Genomic DNA, 15,482 nt, shown 5'->3' with positions numbered 1-15,482 from the left:
TGTAGCAGATAAGTACCCGACATCTTCCCGATCTCGGGCTAGATAAAATGTATTTCTATTTATTCGGTGAGGCCATCTTTTTCTGCAAGGTAAGGATCGGCATAACCCATACTTTGCATAATCTCGGTTTCCAGCGCTTCCATTTCTTCGGCTTCGCTGTCTTCGATATGGTCATACCCTAGCAGATGCAGGCTACCATGGACAACCATGTGCGCCCAGTGCTCTTCTACAGTTTTTTCCTGCTCTGCGGCTTCTTGTTCGACAACCTGACGGCAGATGATTAAATCGCCAAGCAGAGGAAGTTCGACCTCAGGCGGAGCCTCAAAAGGAAACGACAGCACGTTGGTCGGCTTGTCTTTCCCGCGGTAGGTGTTATTCAGGTCGCGGCTTTCGGCCTCATCCACGATACGGATGGTGACTTCAGAGACTTCCTGAAACTGTGGCAGAACGCCTTCCAGCCAGCGCTGAAAGTCTTTCTCTTCCGGTAACCCCTGTGCTTGCTCGCTGGCGATTTGTAAATCGAGAATCACCTGACTCATTTTTGCTCCTGATCTGATGCCGCAGCCTGTGCTTCACGCTTACGCTGTTCTGCCAAGGCGTCTTTACGTTTCTGCTCGGCATTTTCCCACGCTTCATAGGCATTCACAATCCGCGCGACCACTGGGTGGCGCACCACGTCTTCGCTATGGAAAAAGTTAAAGCTAATTTCTTCCACATCAGCCAGCACTTCAATGGCGTGACGTAAGCCGGATTTCAGATTTTTCGGCAGGTCGATCTGCGTGACGTCACCGGTGATGACGGCTTTTGAGCTGAACCCGATACGCGTCAGGAACATTTTCATCTGTTCGATGGTCGTGTTCTGGCTTTCATCCAGAATGATGAAAGCATCGTTCAGCGTTCGACCACGCATGTAAGCCAGCGGCGCGACTTCAATGACGTTGCGTTCGATGAGCTTCTCGACGCGCTCAAAGCCCAGCATTTCAAACAGGGCATCATAAAGTGGTCGCAGGTAAGGATCGACTTTCTGGCTCAGATCGCCAGGCAGGAATCCCAGCTTCTCACCGGCTTCGACCGCTGGGCGCGTGAGCAGGATACGGCGAATATCCTGACGCTCCAATGCATCCACGGCGGCAGCGACGGCTAAGTAGGTTTTCCCCGTTCCTGCCGGGCCAACGCCAAACGTGATGTCATGATCGAGGATATTGGCGACATATTGTGCCTGATTTGGCGTGCGCGGTTTGATTACGCCGCGTTTGGTGCGGATATTGACCACTTTGCCATAGTCAGGAACGTGCTCCGCAGACTGCTCCAGCACGCGGGATTCTTTAATCGCAAGGTGAATTTGCTCAGGATCGATATCACCGATGACGCCACGTACCGGGGCTGTATCGACATACAGACGTTGCAGGATATCAGCGGCAGCTTGTGTCAGCAGGTTTTTGCCGACCAGTTTAAACTGGTTATCCCGGCGATTGATCTCGATGCCTAAACGTCGCTCTAGCTGCTTAATATTGTCATCAAATGGACCGCAAAGGCTGAGCAGGCGTTGGTTATCTGCGGGTTCAAGGGCAATTTCTTTTGTCGTTACGTTCAAATTATTCCTCTTGAGCGTTACTGTGCTGGCGCTATTCTGCCTGCACAAAATGAACAGTTGTCAGACGGCCTGATGTGTCCGCCATATGAATGAATTATTCATCGTGAATGCCCGATGGTGCAAGTCACAATAATGATATTGGGATGCCGCCTCGCAAAAGCAAATGTAAGCACCATGAAATTGAAACAGAGGATGAAGCGGGTTTGTCGCAAAACCGTGCCGCCGAGAAAGCATAAAAAATGGGTGGCTTTGCCACCCATCATCACGCGGAGACATGAATGAACGTCGATTACGGCTGGTAGAACCCAACGCCGATTTCATTCTCTTTGCGGGTACGCGCAATCACGGAAGACGGTGACTCATGGACGCGCAGATCCATTTGATCTTCGGTGCGCACGACGATACCACGCAGGGAATTGGTATAAACATCAACGATTTCCACATCGACGAATTTACCGATCATATCCGGCGTGCCTTCGAAGTTGACGACGCGGTTATTTTCCGTACGGCCAGACAGCTCCATCACGCTCTTACGCGAGGTACCTTCCACCAGAATACGCTGGACGGTACCCAACATGAGGCGGCTGAAGCGCATTGCCTGCTGCGTGATGCGCTCTTGCAGAAGGTACAAACGCTGCTTTTTCTCTTCTTCCGGCACGTCATCGACCATGTCCGCAGCCGGTGTTCCCGGACGGGCGGAATAGACAAAGCTGTAGCTCATATCGAAATTCACATCGGCAATCAGCTTCATCGTTTGTTCAAAGTCAGCCTGCGTTTCGCCAGGGAAGCCGACGATAAAGTCAGAACTGATCAGGATGCCCGGACGCGCGTTATGCAGCTTACGGATAATTGCTTTGTATTCCAGCGCGGTATGGCGACGTTTCATCATCGTCAGCACACGGTCAGAACCGCTTTGCACCGGTAAATGCAGGAAGCTGACCAGTTCGGGCGTGTCTTCATAGACGCTGATAATGTCGTCTGTGAATTCAATGGGATGGCTGGTGGTAAAACGGATACGATCGATCCCGTCAATAGCGGCGACCAGACGCAGCAGTTCGGCAAAAGAACAAATTTCACCGTCATAAGTTTCGCCGCGATAGGCGTTAACGTTCTGTCCCAGTAGGTTGACTTCACGTACGCCTTGCGCTGCCAGTTGAGCGATTTCAAACAATACATCATCACACGGGCGGCTGACTTCTTCCCCACGGGTATAAGGCACCACGCAGAATGTGCAATATTTATTGCAACCTTCCATGATGGAGACGAATGCCGTTGGCCCTTCGGCACGTGGTTCTGGCAGACGGTCAAATTTTTCTATTTCAGGGAAACTGATATCAACGATAGGGCTGCGTGTGCCCTGAACGTGGTTAATCATTTCCGGCAGACGGTGCAGGGTTTGTGGGCCAAAAATAACGTCAACATAGTGCGCACGTTCACGAATATGAGCGCCTTCCTGTGAGGCGACGCAGCCACCTACACCAATAATTAAATTCGGATTGAGATCTTTCAGCGCTTTCCAACGGCCAAGTTGATGGAAGACCTTTTCCTGCGCCTTTTCACGGATCGAACAGGTATTGAGCAGCAGGACATCGGCTTCTTCAGCGATTTCAGTCAGCTCATAGCCGTGCGTACTTCCCAGTAAATCAGCCATCTTTGATGAATCGTACTCATTCATCTGACAGCCCCAGGTTTTAATAAGCAGTTTTTTTGTCATCGACTTGCCATTACTCAGTGCGGATAAGAAAGATTCCCCTCATTTGGGGCGGGTATTGTAATCGTTCGCTGACGTTGTGACCAGTGCCGGAAACCGCGCTGATTTGATAACCCCTTACTTTCTATAAAAATGCGGCTTTTCTGAAAAATCACTCGCAGATCCAGTACACTACTTTCATGCATTTTTACTGGTGTGAAGAGACCAGAACCAGAGAGGATAGGCCAATATGCATTACGATGCGATTGTGGTTGGCGGTGGCATGGTTGGCGCGGCCGCGGCGCTTGGGTTGGCACAGCAAGGGTTTCAGGTTGCGGTAGTTGAGCAGGAAATGCCAGCACCGTTTGATGTTGCCAGCCCGCCAGATTTACGGATCTCGGCGATTGGCTACGCGTCGGTTGCGCTGCTGAAAGAACTGGGCGCATGGCCACGCGTCCAGCAAATGCGCAGCGCCCCTTACCGCCGGCTGGAAACCTGGGAATGGGCGAATGCCAGAGTCGTTTTCGATGCTGCTGACATTCATCTACCTGAGCTGGGATTTATGGTAGAAAACCGCGTGCTGCAATTGGCACTCTGGGAAAGTTTACAGGAAGAAGAACGTTGCCAATGTTACTGCCCGGCTACGCCGCAGAACCTGCAACGCATCAATGATGGCTGGTGCTTACAGCTTGCCGATGGGCAACAACTGACGGCTTCGCTGGTGATTGGCGCTGATGGCGCGAACTCTCAGGTTCGCCAGTGGGCGGGGATTGGCATCAGTGGCTGGCAGTATCGTCAGTCTTGTATGCTGATTGGTGTTGAAACTTCGCAACCCCAACAGGATGTGACCTGGCAGCAGTTTACGCCGAGCGGCCCGCGTGCGTTTTTGCCGCTGTTTGACCAGTGGGGATCGCTGGTGTGGTACGACAGCCCGCAGCGTATTCGCCAGCTTCAGGCGATGCCGCTTGCTCAGTTGGATAAAGAAATTGCGGCCGCCTTTCCTGAGCGATTGGGCACGGTTAAAGCGCTCTCCGCCGGATCATTCCCGCTGGTCAGGCGCCATGCGCAAACCTATATCAAACCCGGCTTGGTGCTACTGGGCGATGCGGCGCATACCATCAACCCGCTGGCAGGGCAGGGGGTTAATCTGGGATATCGCGATGTCGAGGCGCTGCTGGATGTGCTAATCAATGCGCGTAATGCAGGAGAGGCGTGGGCCTCTGAGCGTGTGCTACGCCGCTATCAGTGTCGCCGTATGCCGGATAACCTGATGATGCAAAGCGGGATGGATCTCTTCTATAACGCGTTCAGTAACGCGTTACCGCCGCTGAGTTTTGCGCGCAATATGGCGTTGATGGTTGCACAGCGCGCTGGCGTGTTAAAACAGCGCGCATTGAAGTATGCCATTGGTGTCTGATAGATAATGAGGGCGCCGACCGCTACAGCACTGGCTCAGCGGTGAAGATAATATCGGTGTCCTTATTAGTTGTTGCTGTAAAGCGAGCATTTCCTACCTGTCGAACGCCCTTACCTGAGGTCTGGCTATCCTGAAGCAGGCCGAACATCATCTCCGTCACTTCGGGGCTTTCGATATTATTCTCACCCAATACTGCAGAAAACGCGGCTGTGACGATTTGCAGATTCTGTCTTGTTACATCGGCGGATTCTGACGCGGCGTTGAGTATCACGAGGCCATTAAGCTGTTGGCCTTTACTCTCTACCGACCCAATTAGTCCGACGTGCTCGTTAAAAATGTGCTGAAAGTCATCGACGGACGTTCCCTTTTCCAGATTAATGGTCAACTTGAGAGGGATATTGAGTTTCGTCAGATTGGCATTCATCCGGTCAGCGAACGTTTGCGATGACATCTTGAAAGAAGAGACGTTGGCTGCATAAGTCGGAGTGATGAAGCAGAACAGCAACGCCATGCTGAGCAGCAGTGTGCTGAACTGCGCACGTATGACAGATCGCCGTGATTGGCTAACGTCATTCTGCTTTGGCGCCACAGCGCGGCTGAAATCATGAATAACAGAGGATGTCGATAAAACCTTCATGCCCGCCCTTTGGGAAAATCGAATAGTGGATTGGGATATGTTAGCACTAGACTATGTTAATACCACGCATAACAAAACAGGGCGACGTCTTTCGACTGTCGCCCTGTTTCTTTGCTGTTTTACCAGCTTTATTTGGCTGGGGTACGAGGATTCGAACCTCGGAATGCCGGAATCAGAATCCGTAACATGGCCTAATGAAATCAATTAATTACATTAAATACAATATGTTATAAATTTTATATGTATTTTATACAGTGTTAAATATTTGCGATGCCGCCATTTTTGCCGCCATTCAGGAAGCCAGCGGATTCAGTCGTAGTGCGTCTTCCAGATGGTTGGGGCTGAAGTGGGCGTAACGCATCGTCATCTTAATATCGGTGTGGCCGAGGATGCGTTGCAGTACCAGAATGTTGCCACCGTTCATCATAAAGTGGCTGGCAAACGTGTGGCGCAGAACGTGGGAAGACTGCCCAGCAGGTAAGACAATATCAGCCCGTTCCATTGCTTTCCTGAATGCGTTATAGCAGCCGCTGAATAACCGCCCGTTATTTTTGGGTAGTGCATTATACAGCGTTTCGCTGATCGGTACGGTTACGTTTGCCTTTGGTTTTGGTAAACGTCACTCGGTAGGGGGAAAGCTGAAAGCGGGTTAACTCTTCCGCTTCTGACCAGCGTGCACCGGTAGACAAACACCGCTTAACAATATTCATCGTGATGCCGTGGGCGCGATACCACACGTCGATCAGGTCAGACAGTTTGCGTGTGTCGCGTTTCTCTGCCGTCCACGGCTTGTTTTCTGCCTGTTCCATCGTGAAACGCTCAAAGGCGACAGCTTCCCCTTTGGTGGCAAACTGCTTACGTACCCGCTTGCCTTCGCGTCCGTGCGGGTAGCACTCACATATCCATTTTCCTGATGCTTGTTTACGAACTGCCATACAGCCCCCTGTTAACTGAGGGCTGTATTTTTACTGCATGTAAATACAGTTTCAATGTTTGTACTTAAATATCTAAACATAAAAATTTGAGATTAAAGGGGAACATAAATCAAATTATCTAATTCTGGACTAGATGTGTCATAGATCATTAAGTTGTTGTAGTCAATACCTCTAAAAAGAAAGGATCCATTATCATCAGTTCCCATAAAAGTTAACCTATTATCTGAAAGAGTAAACATGCCACCTTTATAAGCGTCTAAGTCTTCACCCATAGATATGATATCTTGAAATGAGAATTCACTAGATTTATCTCTAATTACATTCTTCTTATATCCAAAATTATATTTACTTATTCCATGCTTTTTATAAAAACTAGCCGGAAGTCCAATGCCGTTGTTTTTCACTTCTAGTGAGTCTATTTTTTTTGATAATTCTGATATAGATCTAAATATAAGTGTTTCACTATCACTCAGTTTTGTTTTACGTCCTATTTCTGCCGGCTCAATTTCTAATAGTTGCACTATAGAGTTGATGTCTCCTTTGGCTTCAAATGTCTCTGTTAGTGAGTTTGATATTTTTGTAACTTCATTGTTTACGTTGTCTATTCTTAGTGCATTATCGTATAAGGTGTGACGAAATCCTTGTACGTCAAATATGTTTTCGGTTTTATTGTCTTTAATTAGAACTGTTTTCTTATTAAAGGCTTGACGTAAGCCTAGTTCGTATAAAACGTTTGGATTTCGCCCACTCAGATCACAAATGGCAATGTCTGATTCAATAATTTTCTGCAAAATATCCACAACAATCATATGTGAGCTGCTAACATCATCAGCCCTAATCGCTTTGAAACCCGCAGCCTTACAAGCTGGTTTTATTAGGTGATTATAAACTCTTGTAAAATGCCCTGAATCGTACCCAGGTATATCGGCGATAGGCATAATCACAAAGCATATCTTTTCTTTTTCTGGCTGAGCTTGAAGTTCTTTTTCTTCCGGTTTTGCTGTGTTAGTTTTAGCGTTCATTTAAAAATCCCATAAGTATGATATTAGATTTGTGATCTGACCTTATCTTGAATAGTGGTATAAACCTTTTCCCTTTTATTAATTATCATCTTCTTTTTTAGTTGAATCACTAGCCTTACCAGATTTTTCTGGCAGCATATTTTTTATCTGTGCTAATAATCCATGAACTGATGGCGGCTGCTCTGTTTTCCCGGAAAATGCGGTGTCACCTGACATATTCCAATCTTTAAATACGTGTATTGCATCTTCTTTTGAAGCTGTACCGCCAAAAATCTGTAAGAAAATTTGCCCAAACATCAACGCATGCTGGCGGTCTTTTCGCCGAATTGATTCGTGAGTGTATTTTCTTGAATTATTGAAGCATATGTAGGAAAGCCATGAAAGCAAACCGATTCCTAATAATCCACGTGTAAACAAATAGAATAGGCTTATTGAGTTTAAATCTTCATTTTTTAAAAGGGTATCAACACCTGTTTTGAAAGTAAAAAATGCAGCGACTATTGCGCAAACACAAAAGAGTGAGCCACAACCAGACCAAATATGTGACATTCTTATAAAGAAACTATCATCTGAATTAAGTTTATTTTTTACTGATTCAACATAATCTGATATGTTTTCATCTATTCTTGATTGTTGGTTTTTTTCCCTTAGTTCGTTATTTTCTTTTTCAAGAGAGCTGATTTTCTCTTTGAAAGATTTATTATCTAATGATGTTGATTCATACAGTTCAGTTATTGTATTCACTGTGTTAGATAAAGCGACGTTTTTCTCTTCAAGAGATTTTGATTCGTTATAAAATGCCTCGGACTTCCTTTCAAGAAAAGCACACTTATTAAGTGTTTTTTGTAATCTCTCATTCATTTCATCAAGTTGCTGTTGTAATTCGCTTTTTTTTTCCTTGCTCAAATAGGATAATTCAAGGTCAAATAACATTTTTTCTGCGGATTTAATATCGCCATCTTTATGAAGGCTTAATATTTTAATGCCTTGCAACTTCCCTAAAATACCGGCGTTAACTAATCGCTCTATTTTTGCTTTAAAAATATAATCATCTTCAGGATTGTTAATATCATCAGACATATAAATTCCTTTTTACTATATTAATTTATTTGTGATGCAACTAATTTTTGAAACCACACCAATCTCATCAATCCCGCAATCAAACGCCATACCAACCCCGCTAACGCGCACTTTGCCTACAGGGATACGGGTTAGATCGCGGACGCTTGTTTTACCTTCAATCTCAACCAGCCACTTGCCGTCTGTCACTTCATCAAACTTAGGCTGAACGGGTACAACAATCACGTTAGTCAGAACTTCAGCTTCGTAGAACATGTGCTTTAAACCGTGCTTGGTTGCAAATGATGCCCTATGTTTCTGAATATTACAATTTCAATTCTTTTGGTATTCGTATGAAAAATAGGCGTATAGGTGAGCTACGATCATGACAAGAACGGGGAGTCCTCCCGAATCATTTCCAAGCGGTATTTTGGCATACATTGGATATAGGGATTCTTCACTTGGCGTGAAACGCACTCAGGGGCTTAGTATCGTGAGATGTGGCAGAACATCATCTTGGCACTTAGGAATTTATCTTGCGTGGCGCTATGGCTTTCTGATGAGCTTTAGAGAAATGCTTGGGGCCAAGTAGAGGAATGGAGTGTTGCTTCCGCCTATTGAAGGGGGATCTTAGTATTTAGAATAGAGAAGGGGGAATAACCGTAGGATGAGCGTTAAAATTTTTGTCACAGGACATAACAAAACAGGGCGACGTCTTTCGACTGTCGCCCTGTTTCTTTGCTGTTTTACCAGCTTAATTTGGCTGGGGTACGAGGATTCGAACCTCGGAATGCCGGAATCAGAATCCGGTGCCTTACCGCTTGGCGATACCCCAATAATATGGTGGCTACGACGGGAATCGAACCTGTGACCCCAGCATTATGAGTGCTGTGCTCTAACCAGCTGAGCTACGTAGCCAAATGTACTGCTATTGTTACTTTACTTCAACAACATCTTCTACATCAAGTAGATGGCTGGGGTACCTGGATTCGAACCAGGGAATGCTGGTATCAAAAACCAGTGCCTTACCGCTTGGCGATACCCCAACAGGACAACGAATTTTTTCAGCATATGTTTTGAAATGGCTGGGGTACCTGGATTCGAACCAGGGAATGCCGGTATCAAAAACCGGTGCCTTACCGCTTGGCGATACCCCAATCACTACAAAACACTAACAAGCTTCGAAAAGCGATGTCAGACCGAGAAGATAATGGTGCGGGAGGCGAGACTTGAACTCGCACACCTTGCGGCGCCAGAACCTAAATCTGGTGCGTCTACCAATTTCGCCACTCCCGCAAAAAAGATGGTGGCTACGACGGGAATCGAACCTGTGACCCCAGCATTATGAGTGCTGTGCTCTAACCAGCTGAGCTACGTAGCCATCCTTTCCGCGTCACCTTCATCGGCGTTGCGGGGCGCATTATGCGTAGTTGGCCTAATTGCGTCAACTAGTTTTTTCCCGAAAAGTGCCATCAATGTACCGTTTGTTTGGGTTGTGAACAGTATGGTGAGAAAAACGCCAAAAAGCACGTATTCCCAGTCAATTAAGCGTACAAAAACGGGCCACGAAAGGCCCGTTGACTGAAAAAATTAAATCGAATTATTTGTAGGCTGACTGGTGTACGCCAACCGCGCGGCCTGATGGATCATCCAGTTTTTTGAAAGATTCATCCCACTCAATCGCTTTAGCAGACGAACAGGCGACGGACGGGCCACCCGGTACGCATTCTGCGGCGCTTGGAACTGGGAACAGCTCTTCGAAGATTTCACGGTACAGATACGCTTCTTTGGAGCCCGGCGTGTTGTACGGGAAGCGGAAGCGCGCTGTCTCCAACTGCTGATCGGTAACCTGCTGAGCCGCCACTTCTTTCAGCGTATCAATCCAGCTGTAGCCTACGCCGTCAGAGAACTGCTCTTTCTGACGCCATGCAACGCTGTGCGGCAGGTAGGATTCAAAGCACTCGCGCAGGATGTGTTTTTCCATCTTGCCGTTGCCACACATTTTGTCGCGTGGGTTGATGCGCATGGCGACATCAAGGAAGTTTTTGTCCAGAAACGGCACGCGCGCTTCCACGCCCCAGGCAGACATCGCTTTGTTCGCGCGGGCGCAGTCATACTGGTGCAGTGCCAGCAGTTTACGCACGGTTTCTTCATGCAGCTCTTTGGCGTTTGGCGCTTTGTGGAAATAGAGGTAGCCGCCGAATACTTCGTCAGAACCTTCACCTGACAGCACCATCTTGATGCCCATCGCTTTGATTTTTCGCGACATCAGGTACATCGGTGTTGAGGCGCGAATCGTGGTGACGTCATAGGTTTCGATGTGGTAAATCACATCACGAATGGCATCCAGACCTTCCTGCACGGTGAAGTGAATTTCGTGGTGCACAGTACCCAAGTGGTCAGCCACTTCTTGCGCGGCTTTCAAGTCTGGCGCACCTTCCAGGCCGACGGCGAAAGAGTGCAACTGAGGCCACCAGGCTTCGCTGCGCTCATCATCTTCTACGCGACGTGCGGCATATTTCTTGGTGATTGCGGAGATAACGGAAGAATCCAGGCCGCCAGAGAGCAACACGCCGTAAGGCACGTCAGACATCAGGTGGCTTTTCACCGCTTCTTCCAGCGCATCGCGCAGTGCTTCTTTATCCGTTTCGTTGTCTTTTACGGCATCGTAATCAAACCAGTCGCGCTGGTAATACTCACGAATTTCGCCGTCTTTACTCCACAGGTAGCTGCCTGCCGGGAATTCTTTGATGGTACGGCAAACTGGTACCAGCGCTTTCATTTCAGAAGCGACATAGAGGTTGCCGTGTTCATCGTAGCCCATATACAGCGGGATGATGCCAAGGTGGTCACGGCCAATCAGGTAGGCGTCTTTTTCGCTGTCATACAGAGCAAAAGCGAACATGCCGCGCAGCTCATCCAGGAATGCCGGACCTTTCTCCTGATACAGCGCGAGAATCACTTCGCAGTCGGAGCCAGTCTGAAACGCGTAACGGTCACCGTATTGCTGGCGCAATGCCTGATGGTTATAGATTTCACCGTTAACGGCCAGAATGTGGGTGCGCTCGGCGTTGTAAAGCGGCTGTGCGCCCGTGTTGACGTCAACGATAGACAAGCGTTCATGAGCCAGAATCGCTTTGTCGCTGGCATAAACGCCGGACCAGTCTGGCCCGCGGTGACGCATTAAACGGGATAGCTCCAGTGCTTTCTTACGCAGTTCAACAGGATCGCTTTTCAGATCAAGCACACCAAAAATAGAACACATACATGACTCCCAATAAATGACAGATTCGACCTCAGTGCTATTGATTTAGCATCAAAGTGCCATAGGAATTCAATATTATTTAATGAAAAAAGCCATTGATGTGGTATTTCGTTAATTTATTCGATTTTTTGGTGTTGATTCGTCAAATTCCTGCACAGGAAAGGCCGGGTTTTTAGTGATTACATAATCCGGCCAGAACGAGGGTCAGGCATTTTCGAGTAATTGCTGTAGTAGCACGCCATTTAGCATTGCACGTTTGACCAAGGCAAATGCGCTGATAGCGGAAAGATGATTGAGGCTGGAGATCTCAATCGGCAGGTTATGACGAAATTCTTTCAGCACTTGCGTGTTGATACAACGCTGGATCGCAGGAAGCAGCGTTTTTTCTGCTTCGGTAATTTCACCAGCAATTACAACTTTCTGAGGATTGAAGAGGTTGATTGCGATGGAAAGCGCTTTACCAAGGTTGATCCCAGCCTGTTCGATCACCTCACGGGCGAGGGCGTCGCCCCGATTTGCCGCTTTGCAAATGGCAGAAATCGTCGGGGTATCTGTAGAAAGCTTGCTGGGGTAACCCTGACGCAGCAGATGCTGTACCCGCTGTTCAATGGCGGCATTGGCAACGACGGTTTCCAGACAGCCGAAATTGCCGCAGTGGCAGCGATCGCCAAGTGGATCGATCTGAATATGGCCGATCTCGCCGACGTTGCCGTTGCTGCCGAGAAAAATTTGCCCGTTGACGAGAATGCCTGCGCCAGTTCCTCGATGGACACGTACCAGAATGGAATCCAGCGAGTCGTGGGTGGCGCCGAAATAGTGTTCTGCCAATGCCAGGCTGCGGATATCGTGACCGACAAAGCTGGTAACGTTGAACTGGCGTTGCAGATTTTCGACCAATTGCCAGTTATCTACGCTGATGTGTGGCATATAGCGGACAATGCCTGCCACCGGATCAACCAGCCCCGGCAGCACAACGGAGATCGCAATGAGTTCGCGAATGCGGCGCTGATGGCTGGAGATAAAGCCGCCGATCGCCTGAAAAAGTGCGGCTTCCAGCGCCTCCTGCGTTTTCTCCTGCAGGTCGTAGTGCGTTTCTTCCAGCGCTTTGCCTTGCAAATCGTACAGCGCAATGGTGGCGTCGTAACGACCGAGACGGACGGCGATAGAATGGAAAGGGCGATTTTCGGTGATAATAGAAATGGCACGCCTGCCACCTGTGGAGGCCTGCTGATCGACTTCTTTGATGAGTCCGCGTTCCAGAAGCTGGCGGGTGATTTTTGTGACGCTGGCAGGCGCAAGCTGGCTCTGTTCTGCTATCTGAATTCGTGAGATTGGGCCTTGTTGGTCAATCAGGCGGTAAACCACCGCACTGTTTAATTGCTTAACCAGATCGACATTCCCTATCTGCGCCTGTCCGCCTGTGGTCATGAAAAAGTTACTCGCTTCTTTAGGTATAAACGCAGATATCAATGCGTAGCCTGCGTCAACGTGGAGTAGACCGATTATCAGGTTTACTCCACGTATTTTCGCTTTACCCCAAGATGTTTTTCACTTTATCCCCAAACAGGATTACCGTTAACAAACGTCTTGAGAATCTGATAATCACGGTCAAAGGCGGTCAAGTTTGCCACTTTACCGCTTTCAATACTGCCTAACTGCTTATCGACGCCAATGGCGCGAGCGGGATAGAGCGTCGCCATTCTAATCGCTTCATCCAGCGCGATACCCGCATGTTCGACGCTATTACGTACAGCCTCAATCATGGTCAGTGCAGAGCCGCTTAGGGTACCGTGCTCATCGACACAAATGCCATCGCGGTAGTATATGGTTTTACCAGCAAAAATGAATTGGTCAATATCTGCGCCCGCTGGTGCCGTTGCGTCGGTAACCAGCACCAGTTTATCGCCCTTGATACGTTTACTGTTACGGATATTCGCCCAGTCGACGTGCCGCCCATCCGCGATAATACCGCAATAGACTTCCGGGGCGTCGTAAATCGCGCCAACCAGTCCGGGTTCACGACCGGTCAGGTACGGCATGGCGTTGAACAGGTGGGTAGCGAAACGAATACCGGCAGCAAAACCCTGTTTTGCCTGTTCCCAGGTGGCATTAGAATGCCCCGCGGAGACGATAATACCTGCGGCCGTTAGCTGGCGAATAACCGACGGATCGACTTCTTCCGGTGCCAGCGTAATTTTTGTAATGGCATCCGCGTTGGCACACAGAAAGTCGACCAATTCTTGCGTTGGTTTGCGGATAAACGCGGGATCATGCGTGCCTTTCTTTATCACATTCAGCCACGGGCCTTCGAGATGCAGCCCAAGCGCCTGATGCTTATTCTGCGCCAGCCAGTCTCTCATCACGTTGATGCTGTGCTTCATGAACGCATCGCTGGAGGTAATCAGCGTGGGTAAGAAGCTGGTGCAGCCTGAACGCTGGTTTGCCTGCTGCATGATCTCCAGTGTTTTGACGGAAATTGTGTCCAGCGAGTCGTTGAACTGCACGCCGCCGCATCCGTTCAACTGGAGATCGATAAACCCCGGAGCGAGAAACGCGCCGCCCAGGTCGTGTTGTTCAATGCCGGCAGGGAGCTCGGCAAGTGGGCAGACTCGCTCGATCAGCCCATCGGCAATCACGACGGCGTGATTATCCAGAATCTGATGGCCGGTAAAAATCCGGCTGTGGGTTAACGCGTACATCATCAACTCCCGCGATCGGTTAGAGGTTCTTCATACTTTCCGTTTCTAACTCACGGAAATATTTAACAGTTTTTACCTTCAGCTCCATCGTTGAAGGCTCGTCGCACACCATGATGGCCTTGGCATGAAGCTGTAGACAGCTGATAGTCCACATATGGTTGACGTTGCCTTCTACCGCAGCCTGAAGTGCCAGCGCCTTGTTGCGCCCGGTCACCAGAATCATTACTTCTTCGGCATCCAGCAACGTACCGACGCCCACGGTCAGCGCAAATTTAGGCACCAGACTGACATCCCCGCCGAAGAAACGGGAATTCGCAATACGGGTTTCTTCCGTCAAGGTTTTGATGCGGGTGCGGGAAGCCAGAGAGGAGGCGGGCTCATTGAAAGCGATATGTCCATCATTGCCCACGCCACCCATGAAAAGATGAATTTTTCCGTAGGACTTTATTTTCTCTTCATAGCGGCGACATTCTGCAGTGGTGTCTTCTGCGTTGCCGTTCAACAGGTTAATGTTTTCACGCGGAATATCAATGTGATTGAAGAAATTCTGATGCATGAAGGTATGATAGCTTTCCGGATGATCGGTCGGTAGGCCGACATATTCATCCATATTGAAGGTAACAACGTGTTTGAAGCTCACCAGACCCGCTTGATGCATAGCGACCAGCGATTTGTAGGCCTCCAGCGGTGAGCTGCCTGTCGGTAGCCCAAGAATAAAAGGGCGCTTTGCGCTGGGCTTGAAAGCGTTAATTTTTTCTACAATGTGGCGGGCGGCCCATTTTCCGACGTCGGCTGCGGTAGTTAAGGGAATGAGTCTCATCAGCGCTCTCCTGGTTTTCAAGTGGAATTTATTGCGTCAATCGCGCCAGTTGCGCGTTTTGTCTATGCATTAAAATTAGTCTACTCCGTTTTTTTTAATCTTGAAATAAGTTGGGGTTTTATTCAGGTATAAACTTTTAATATGCAGTTTTTTGGTGATTTTTATCACATAATTACGGGGTTTAATTTGTGTAGAGAATTATTTTTCTTACACTCCCCCTAAGCACTACCGCTGGCTATGTTTTTTCGATACTGAAGCTTTGCGACAGCGACGTTTTTCGGCAGTGAAATTTATTGGCAGGTTTGTTTGCCCCACAACATTTCATTTACCTCGTAAAGGTAAGA

At 48.4% G+C, this 15,482-nt stretch carries 11 protein-coding genes, 6 tRNA genes and 2 pseudogenes; 1 reads left to right on the top strand and 18 read right to left on the bottom strand.

All coding sequences use genetic code 11. From position 1 onward, the window contains the following. Nucleotides 1–59: 59 nt before the first annotated feature. The 3 genes from ybeY to miaB all read right to left on the bottom strand — a co-directional run bounded on the left by ybeY (nt 60) and on the right by miaB (nt 3,308). Nucleotides 60–539, bottom strand: coding sequence for an rRNA maturation RNase YbeY (ybeY, locus tag I2D83_RS16065; RefSeq protein WP_015839476.1), 480 nt, complete (start codon nt 537–539; stop codon nt 60–62). Beyond that, entirely contained in the window at nt 536–1,594 is a 1,059-nt protein-coding gene (locus tag I2D83_RS16060) for a PhoH family protein (RefSeq protein WP_205946909.1), read from the bottom strand. The genes ybeY and I2D83_RS16060 overlap by 4 nt, the downstream gene beginning before the upstream one ends. A gap of 289 nt (nt 1,595–1,883) precedes the next feature. After that, the gene (miaB, locus tag I2D83_RS16055; protein ID WP_015839477.1) at nt 1,884–3,308 is read right to left on the bottom strand and encodes a tRNA (N6-isopentenyl adenosine(37)-C2)-methylthiotransferase MiaB; all 1,425 of its coding nucleotides are present in this window, start codon (nt 3,306–3,308) and stop codon (nt 1,884–1,886) included. 226 nt (nt 3,309–3,534) lie between these two features. Between miaB and ubiF the strand changes: the two genes are divergently transcribed. Beyond that, the gene (gene ubiF / locus I2D83_RS16050) at nt 3,535–4,701 is read left to right on the top strand and encodes a 3-demethoxyubiquinol 3-hydroxylase (protein ID WP_205946908.1); all 1,167 of its coding nucleotides are present in this window, start codon (nt 3,535–3,537) and stop codon (nt 4,699–4,701) included. Nucleotides 4,702–4,723: 22 nt separating this feature from the next. On the opposite strand, the gene I2D83_RS16045 is transcribed toward ubiF, so the two are convergent. From I2D83_RS16045 to nagB, 15 genes and pseudogenes are all read right to left on the bottom strand, one after another. Further along, complete coding sequence (locus tag I2D83_RS16045; protein ID WP_181848223.1) at nt 4,724–5,338, bottom strand: hypothetical protein; 615 nt, start codon at nt 5,336–5,338, stop codon at nt 4,724–4,726. A gap of 292 nt (nt 5,339–5,630) precedes the next feature. Then, nucleotides 5,631–6,273 (bottom strand): annotated as a pseudogene (locus I2D83_RS16040) (tyrosine-type recombinase/integrase). Between the two features lie 92 nt (nt 6,274–6,365). Continuing rightward, the gene (locus I2D83_RS16035) at nt 6,366–7,295 is read right to left on the bottom strand and encodes a hypothetical protein (RefSeq protein WP_205946907.1); all 930 of its coding nucleotides are present in this window, start codon (nt 7,293–7,295) and stop codon (nt 6,366–6,368) included. A 78-nt stretch (nt 7,296–7,373) separates the two neighbouring features. After that, nucleotides 7,374–8,375 (bottom strand): coiled-coil domain-containing protein, encoded by a 1,002-nt coding sequence (locus I2D83_RS22415; protein WP_241007232.1) that lies wholly within the window; start codon nt 8,373–8,375, stop codon nt 7,374–7,376. Between the two features lie 15 nt (nt 8,376–8,390). Continuing rightward, nucleotides 8,391–8,576 (bottom strand): annotated as a pseudogene (locus I2D83_RS16025) (S24/S26 family peptidase); the annotation flags it as partial. 538 nt (nt 8,577–9,114) lie between these two features. Then, nucleotides 9,115–9,189, bottom strand: a tRNA-Gln gene (locus I2D83_RS16020). Between the two features lie 6 nt (nt 9,190–9,195). Next, nucleotides 9,196–9,272: transfer RNA gene (locus I2D83_RS16015), tRNA-Met, on the bottom strand. A 53-nt stretch (nt 9,273–9,325) separates the two neighbouring features. Continuing rightward, nucleotides 9,326–9,400 (bottom strand) — tRNA-Gln (locus I2D83_RS16010). 36 nt (nt 9,401–9,436) lie between these two features. Then, nucleotides 9,437–9,511 (bottom strand) — tRNA-Gln (locus tag I2D83_RS16005). A 54-nt stretch (nt 9,512–9,565) separates the two neighbouring features. Further along, nucleotides 9,566–9,650: transfer RNA gene (locus tag I2D83_RS16000), tRNA-Leu, on the bottom strand. A gap of 8 nt (nt 9,651–9,658) precedes the next feature. Then, nucleotides 9,659–9,735, bottom strand: a tRNA-Met gene (locus tag I2D83_RS15995). Between the two features lie 219 nt (nt 9,736–9,954). After that, nucleotides 9,955–11,619 carry an asparagine synthase B gene (asnB, locus tag I2D83_RS15990; protein WP_180778362.1) on the bottom strand — a complete coding sequence of 555 codons (1,665 nt, stop codon included), beginning with the start codon at nt 11,617–11,619 and terminating at the stop codon, nt 9,955–9,957. Nucleotides 11,620–11,823: 204 nt separating this feature from the next. Further along, on the bottom strand, nt 11,824–13,047 hold the full coding sequence (nagC, locus tag I2D83_RS15985; protein ID WP_180778363.1) for a DNA-binding transcriptional regulator NagC: 1,224 nt from the start codon (nt 13,045–13,047) through the stop codon (nt 11,824–11,826). Nucleotides 13,048–13,172: 125 nt separating this feature from the next. Then, nucleotides 13,173–14,318 (bottom strand): N-acetylglucosamine-6-phosphate deacetylase, encoded by a 1,146-nt coding sequence (nagA, locus tag I2D83_RS15980; protein ID WP_205948209.1) that lies wholly within the window; start codon nt 14,316–14,318, stop codon nt 13,173–13,175. A 19-nt stretch (nt 14,319–14,337) separates the two neighbouring features. Beyond that, nucleotides 14,338–15,138: a glucosamine-6-phosphate deaminase gene (gene nagB / locus I2D83_RS15975; RefSeq protein WP_205946905.1), complete on the bottom strand. Its 801-nt coding sequence runs from the start codon at nt 15,136–15,138 to the stop codon at nt 14,338–14,340. Nucleotides 15,139–15,482 lie beyond the last annotated feature (344 nt).

It is taken from the genome of Pectobacterium aroidearum, from assembly GCF_015689195.1.
In the GTDB taxonomy this organism is placed as follows: Bacteria; Pseudomonadota; Gammaproteobacteria; order Enterobacterales; family Enterobacteriaceae; genus Pectobacterium; species Pectobacterium aroidearum.
The sequence above is the reverse complement of the archived record's forward strand: the minus strand, read 5'-3'. Positions and strand labels throughout refer to the sequence as shown.

Bases quoted from the DNA above. Each gene is read 5' to 3' on its own strand.
- I2D83_RS22415 (WP_241007232.1), bottom strand. From the start codon at position 8,375: ATGTCTGATGATATTAACAATCCTGAAGATGATTATATTTTTAAAGCA.
- asnB (WP_180778362.1), bottom strand. From the start codon at position 11,619: ATGTGTTCTATTTTTGGTGTGCTTGATCTGAAAAGCGATCCTGTTGAA.
- ubiF (WP_205946908.1), top strand. From the start codon at position 3,535: ATGCATTACGATGCGATTGTGGTTGGCGGTGGCATGGTTGGCGCGGCC.
- I2D83_RS16045 (WP_181848223.1), bottom strand. From the start codon at position 5,338: ATGAAGGTTTTATCGACATCCTCTGTTATTCATGATTTCAGCCGCGCT.
- ybeY (WP_015839476.1), bottom strand. From the start codon at position 539: ATGAGTCAGGTGATTCTCGATTTACAAATCGCCAGCGAGCAAGCACAG.
- nagB (WP_205946905.1), bottom strand. From the start codon at position 15,138: ATGAGACTCATTCCCTTAACTACCGCAGCCGACGTCGGAAAATGGGCC.
- I2D83_RS16035 (WP_205946907.1), bottom strand. From the start codon at position 7,295: ATGAACGCTAAAACTAACACAGCAAAACCGGAAGAAAAAGAACTTCAA.
- nagC (WP_180778363.1), bottom strand. From the start codon at position 13,047: ATGACCACAGGCGGACAGGCGCAGATAGGGAATGTCGATCTGGTTAAG.
- nagA (WP_205948209.1), bottom strand. From the start codon at position 14,318: ATGTACGCGTTAACCCACAGCCGGATTTTTACCGGCCATCAGATTCTG.
- miaB (WP_015839477.1), bottom strand. From the start codon at position 3,308: ATGACAAAAAAACTGCTTATTAAAACCTGGGGCTGTCAGATGAATGAG.